At 59.6% G+C, this 5,036-nt stretch carries 8 protein-coding genes; 7 read left to right on the top strand and 1 reads right to left on the bottom strand.

Going from position 1 to position 5,036, the window contains the following annotated elements:
* Positions 1-7: 7 nt before the first annotated feature.
* Entirely contained in the window at positions 8-196 is a 189-nt protein-coding gene (locus APH30_RS29810) for a co-regulatory protein PtrA N-terminal domain-containing protein (RefSeq protein WP_277910777.1), read from the top strand.
* Between the two features lie 162 nt (positions 197-358).
* Here APH30_RS29810 and merR read toward each other — a convergent pair whose 3' ends face one another.
* Positions 359-799, bottom strand: coding sequence for an Hg(II)-responsive transcriptional regulator (merR, locus tag APH30_RS26005; RefSeq protein ID WP_003131870.1), 441 nt, complete (start codon positions 797-799; stop codon positions 359-361).
* Between the two features lie 71 nt (positions 800-870).
* On the opposite strand from merR, the gene merT reads away from it, so the two are divergent.
* The 6 genes from merT (at position 871) to merD (ending at position 5,016) form a co-directional block, all read left to right on the top strand.
* Positions 871-1,221 (top strand): mercuric ion transporter MerT, encoded by a 351-nt coding sequence (merT, locus tag APH30_RS26000; RefSeq protein ID WP_054914137.1) that lies wholly within the window; start codon positions 871-873, stop codon positions 1,219-1,221.
* Positions 1,222-1,234: 13 nt separating this feature from the next.
* Positions 1,235-1,510 carry a mercury resistance system periplasmic binding protein MerP gene (merP, locus tag APH30_RS25995; protein ID WP_003131872.1) on the top strand — a complete coding sequence of 92 codons (276 nt, stop codon included), beginning with the start codon at positions 1,235-1,237 and terminating at the stop codon, positions 1,508-1,510.
* Between the two features lie 71 nt (positions 1,511-1,581).
* Positions 1,582-3,267 carry a mercury(II) reductase gene (gene merA / locus APH30_RS25990; RefSeq protein ID WP_034036508.1) on the top strand — a complete coding sequence of 562 codons (1,686 nt, stop codon included), beginning with the start codon at positions 1,582-1,584 and terminating at the stop codon, positions 3,265-3,267.
* Positions 3,268-3,302: 35 nt separating this feature from the next.
* On the top strand, positions 3,303-3,956 hold the full coding sequence (merG, locus tag APH30_RS25985) for a phenylmercury resistance protein MerG (RefSeq protein ID WP_033869423.1): 654 nt from the start codon (positions 3,303-3,305) through the stop codon (positions 3,954-3,956).
* Positions 3,957-4,039: 83 nt separating this feature from the next.
* On the top strand, positions 4,040-4,678 hold the full coding sequence (gene merB, locus APH30_RS28505) for an organomercurial lyase MerB (RefSeq protein ID WP_063977244.1): 639 nt from the start codon (positions 4,040-4,042) through the stop codon (positions 4,676-4,678).
* Entirely contained in the window at positions 4,675-5,016 is a 342-nt protein-coding gene (merD, locus tag APH30_RS25980) for a mercuric resistance transcriptional repressor MerD (protein ID WP_033869424.1), read from the top strand. The genes merB and merD overlap by 4 nt, the downstream gene beginning before the upstream one ends.
* Positions 5,017-5,036 lie beyond the last annotated feature (20 nt).

The following is a 5,036-nucleotide window of genomic DNA, read 5'->3' as shown; positions in this document are numbered from 1 at the left end:
GCTGGTAGTGGGTGCGACTCTGCTGTCATCCACCGTATGGGCCGAGGGCGGGAGCGACCGAGCGATTGAGCGAATTGCTGCACGCGAGAGGGCTGAAGCGACCCTGGTGGCGGAAACCGTCAAGGAGATTAAGCAACTGGGCCCCACGGCGGCAGGCCGTAGCGAAGCGCAGCCCGCCTGTCCGCCTGCAAAGTAGAGCCTGTGCTACTCGACCAGATGCAACGTGAGCCCACTCTGCTGAGGCGCGAGGGCAAATAGCAATACCAAACTGTGCCCTTTGCAAGTGCTCCTTTGGCCATTCAGCGGCGCTCATTGAGCGCCGCTTTTTTCTAAGCGCAAGCCGACCAACAGGGGCGCCTTACGCAACGGGAAATCCTCGGTTAACGCCCGAGTTGTCCCCATGCAGCGAAACGATCAGCGGACAGGAAACAGTCCCGTGGCTCGCACAACAGTCGTGAACCAGTTGCTCCAAAACTGACTCGATCCGTCGCAGATCCGCGAGCTTGCCACGCACATCCCCAAGCTTCTGCTCGGCGAGCACACGCGCTTCATCGCAGTGAGCACCGTCATCCAGCCTCAACAGCCCGGCCACTTCATCGAGGCTAAAGCCCAGCCGTTGCGCGGATTTAACGAATTTCACCCGGGCGACATCCGCCTCACCGTAACGGCGAATGCTGCCGTAGGGCTTGTCCGGTTCGGGTAACAGCGCCTTGCGTTGATAGAACCGGATGGTTTCCACGTTGACCCCGGCCGCCTTGGCGAAAGCGCCAATGGTCAGGCTTTCCAAATTGTTTTTCATACCGCTTGATTCCGTACATGACTACGGGACTAACCTTAAACCATCGATCAAATGCTCGAAAGGAGAAATGCATGTCTGAACCATCAAACGGGCGCGCCCCTCTTGTCGCCGGGGGGCTTGCGGCGATTCTCGCCTCGGCTTGCTGCCTGGGGCCGCTGGTTCTGATCGCCCTGGGGTCCAGCGGCGCTTGGATCGGCAACTTGACGGTGTTGGAACCTTATCGCCCGATCTTCATCGGCGCGGTGCTGGTTGCACTGTTCTTTGCCTGGCGGCGCATCGTCCGACCGACCGCAGCCTGCAAGCCGGGCGAGGTGTGCGCGATTCCGCAAGTGCGCACCACCTACAAGCTCATTTTCTGGTTCGTCGCCGTGTTGGTCTTGGTCGCGCTTGGTTTTCCCTACGTCATGCCATTTTTCTACTAACCAGGAGTTCATCATGAAAAAACTGTTTGCCTCCCTCGCTCTCGCCGCTTTCGTTGCCCCCGTGTTCGCCGCCACCCAGACCGTCACGCTGTCCGTACCGGGCATGACCTGCTCCACCTGCCCGATCACCGTCAAGAAGGCGATTTCCAAGGTCGAAGGCGTCAGCAAAGTTAACGTGACCTTCGAGACACGCGAAGCGGTTGTCACCTTCGATGATGCCAAGACCAGCGTGCAGAAGCTGACCAAGGCCACCGAAGACGCAGGCTATCCGTCCAGCGTCAAGAAGTGAGGCACTGAAAACGGCAGCGCAGCACATCTGACGCCCTTGTCTGCTACCACAAACGAAAAAGGATCTGTCGCATGACCCATCTAAAAATCACCGGCATGACCTGCGACTCGTGCGCGGCGCACGTCAAGGAAGCGCTGGAAAAAGTACCCGGCGTCCAATCTGCCATAGTGTCCTATGCCAAGGGCGCGGCCCAGCTCGCCCTTGATCCAGGCACAGCGCCGGACGCACTGACCGCCGCCGTGGCTGGCCTGGGCTACAAAGCGATGCTCGCCGATGCCCCGCCGACCGACAACCGCACTGGGCTGTTCGACAAGGTGCGCGGCTGGATGGGTGCCGCCGACAAGGGCAGCGGCGGCGAGCGCCCGTTGCAAGTCGCCGTGATCGGCAGCGGTGGAGCCGCGATGGCGGCAGCACTGAAGGCCGTCGAGCAAGGCGCGCAGGTCACGCTGATTGAGCGCGGCACCATCGGCGGCACCTGCGTCAACGTCGGTTGTGTGCCGTCCAAGATCATGATCCGCGCCGCCCACATCGCCCATCTGCGCCGGGAAAGCCCATTCGACGGCGGCATGCCACCCACACCGCCGACGATCTTGCGCGAGCGGCTGCTGGCCCAGCAGCAGGCCCGTGTCGAAGAACTCCGTCATGCCAAGTACGAAGGCATCCTGGACGGCAATTCAGCCATCACCGTTCTGCACGGTGAAGCGCGTTTCAAGGACGACCAGAGCCTTATCGTTAGTTTGAACGAGGGTGGTGAGCGCGTCGTGATGTTCGACCGCTGCCTGGTCGCCACGGGTGCCAGTCCGGCCATGCCGCCGATTCCGGGCCTGAAAGAGTCACCCTACTGGACTTCGACCGAGGCCTTGGTCAGCGACACCATTCCCGAACGCCTGGCCGTCATCGGCTCGTCGGTGGTGGCGCTGGAACTGGCGCAAGCCTTCGCCCGGCTGGGTAGCCAGGTCACGATCCTTGCGCGCAGCACGCTGTTCTTCCGCGAAGACCCTGCCATCGGCGAGGCCGTCACAGCCGCCTTCCGTGCCGAAGGAATCAAGGTACTGGAACATACGCAAGCCAGCCAAGTCGCCCATGTGGACGGCGAATTCGTGCTGACCACTGGACAGGGCGAAGTGCGCGCCGACAAGCTGCTGGTCGCCACCGGCCGGACACCGAACACGCGCAGCCTGGCATTGGAAGCGGCGGGGGTAGCCGTCAATGCGCAGGGGGCCATCGTCATCGACAAGGGCATGCGCACCAGTAGCCCGAACATCTACGCGGCCGGCGACTGCACCGACCAGCCGCAGTTCGTCTATGTGGCGGCAGCGGCCGGCACTCGTGCGGCCATTAACATGACCGGCGGCGACGCAACGCTCGATCTCGACGCTATGCCGGCAGTCGTGTTCACTGATCCGCAAGTTGCCACGGTTGGCTACAGTGAAGCAGAAGCCCAGCGCATCGGCCTGCAAACCGACAGTCGTACTCTCACGCTCGACAATGTGCCGCGTGCACTCGCCAACTTCGACACGCGCGGCTTTATCAAGCTTGTCGCTGAGGCTGGATCTGGACGCATTCTTGGGGTTCAGGCTGTAACACCGGAAGCAGGCGAGATCATCCAGACTGCCGCGATTGCCATCCGGGCTCGCATGACCGTCCAGGATCTTGCCAACCAACTTTTCACCTACCTCACCATGGTGGAAGGTCTCAAACTGGTGGCACAGACTTTCTCGAAGGATGTGACACAGCTATCGTGCTGTGCGGGCTAAACCAAGGACACGAAAAGAGCGACAGAGGAGTTTTTATGTTTTGCGATATTAGACTAACAGCACGTTGCACCCGTGCATGCTTAACCATTCTGTTGGCGGGTACTGCAGCGTTTGGCTTGTCAAACAATGCGCTGGCGGCCTACGACTTTTCTAAGCTGGGAGCAGCGATCGAAACATTGGCGCCGGAGACCGTCGACGGCTGGGAAAAGAAAGCGAGGGCGGGCGATGCCATGGCGCAGAACATCATGGGTCTTGCCTACAAATGCGGTATGGGCGTAAAACAAGACCATGCTGCATCGATCCAGTGGTTTCGCAGGGCGGCCGAGCAGGGTGAAGCTGATGCGCAGTTCAACCTGGGGCGCCTCTACGCAAGCGAAGTCGACGGTATGTATAAGAAAGGGCGTGCGGCTCCTGCCGACGATGCACAGGCGTTCAAGTGGTACCGCCTCTCTGCCGAGCAGGGACACACGCAGGCTCAAGTCAGGCTGGCTCAACTGTTTGCGAAGGGGCTCGGTGAGGTCGCGCGCGACCAGGTTCAGGCCTACAAGTGGATGAGTCTGGCAGCAGCGTCAGGAGAACCAACGGCAGCAAAAGTCATTGCCGACTATGCGGCTCAAATGAAGCCCGAACAGGTGCAGCAAGCGCAATTGCTGGTCCAGGAATGGAAACGCCGGCAAAGCGCACGCTGACGTGATCTTTGAAAAGCGCGGCATGTAATCGCCAAGGGTGGGTTTATGCCGCGTAACCGCTGCTTGGATGTTGGAGGTGGAAATTGGACAAGACTATATATTCCAAAAAGATTGCCGAGAGCCTCTCATCTGGCAATCATCCAGAAGAGTTCGCAACCCTCTTCGTCACCCTGCTTCGTCAGCTTGTGATGGGAAGGCCTGTGTCACGCGAAGCGCTCGGCACCGCACTCGGATGGTCTGGGCAGAGGGTTGCAACTGTACTTGAGCCGGCGCCCGGTACCGAATATGACGAGCAGGGCAATATCATTGGACTGGCCCTGACGCTACGCGAAACCCCTCACGTTTTTGAAGTGGATGGCCGCCGTTTATACACCTGGTGTGCGCTCGACACCTTGATGTTTCCCGCTTTGATTGGCAAAACAGCCCGTGTCACGTCGCGCTGTGCTGCCACCGGCAGGCCGATTACGCTCACAGTTGCGCCAGAAGCAGTGCTTCAGGTTGAACCGGCGGAAACAATGGTGTCTCTGCTAACGCCGGATGCTTCACCCGACATTCGCTGTTCCTTTTGCTGTCATGTGCATTTTTTTGCATCGCCTTCTGTTGCAAATGCATGGGCTTCGACGCACCCGGGGATAGAGCTCGTGCCTGTCGAGAATGCATTCGGTCTCGGACATCTGATCGCGCATAAGCTGTTAGAAGACAGCGAGCGAAACACGGCATGAATGCCTACTCGATTTCGAAGCTTGCTGAAGATGCAGGCGTAAGCGTGCATGTTGTGCGCGACTACTTGATGCGCGGGTTGTTGCATCCCGCCTGGCGAACCGAAGGTGGCTACAACGTTTTCGATGCCAAAACACTGGAACGGTTGCGTTTCCTGCGCGTGGCCTTCGAGTCGGGACCCAGGCTCGACGAGTTAACGCGACTTTGCAGGGCGTTGGATGCAGGCGATAGCAAGTGCGTACACGGATGTGTCGAGCAACTGCGTCGGAAGATCGATGTGCGCCGAAAAGAGCTGATGGTGATCGAGACCTCTTTAGGCGAGTTGGCGTCCAGTGCATAACCTCACTATCTGTCGCCAGT

Origin of the sequence: Pseudomonas sp. NBRC 111127, from assembly GCF_001320345.1 — a bacterium.
Lineage (GTDB): Bacteria > Pseudomonadota > Gammaproteobacteria > Pseudomonadales > Pseudomonadaceae > Aquipseudomonas > Aquipseudomonas juntendi.
The sequence above is the reverse complement of the archived record's forward strand: the minus strand, read 5'-3'. Positions and strand labels throughout refer to the sequence as shown.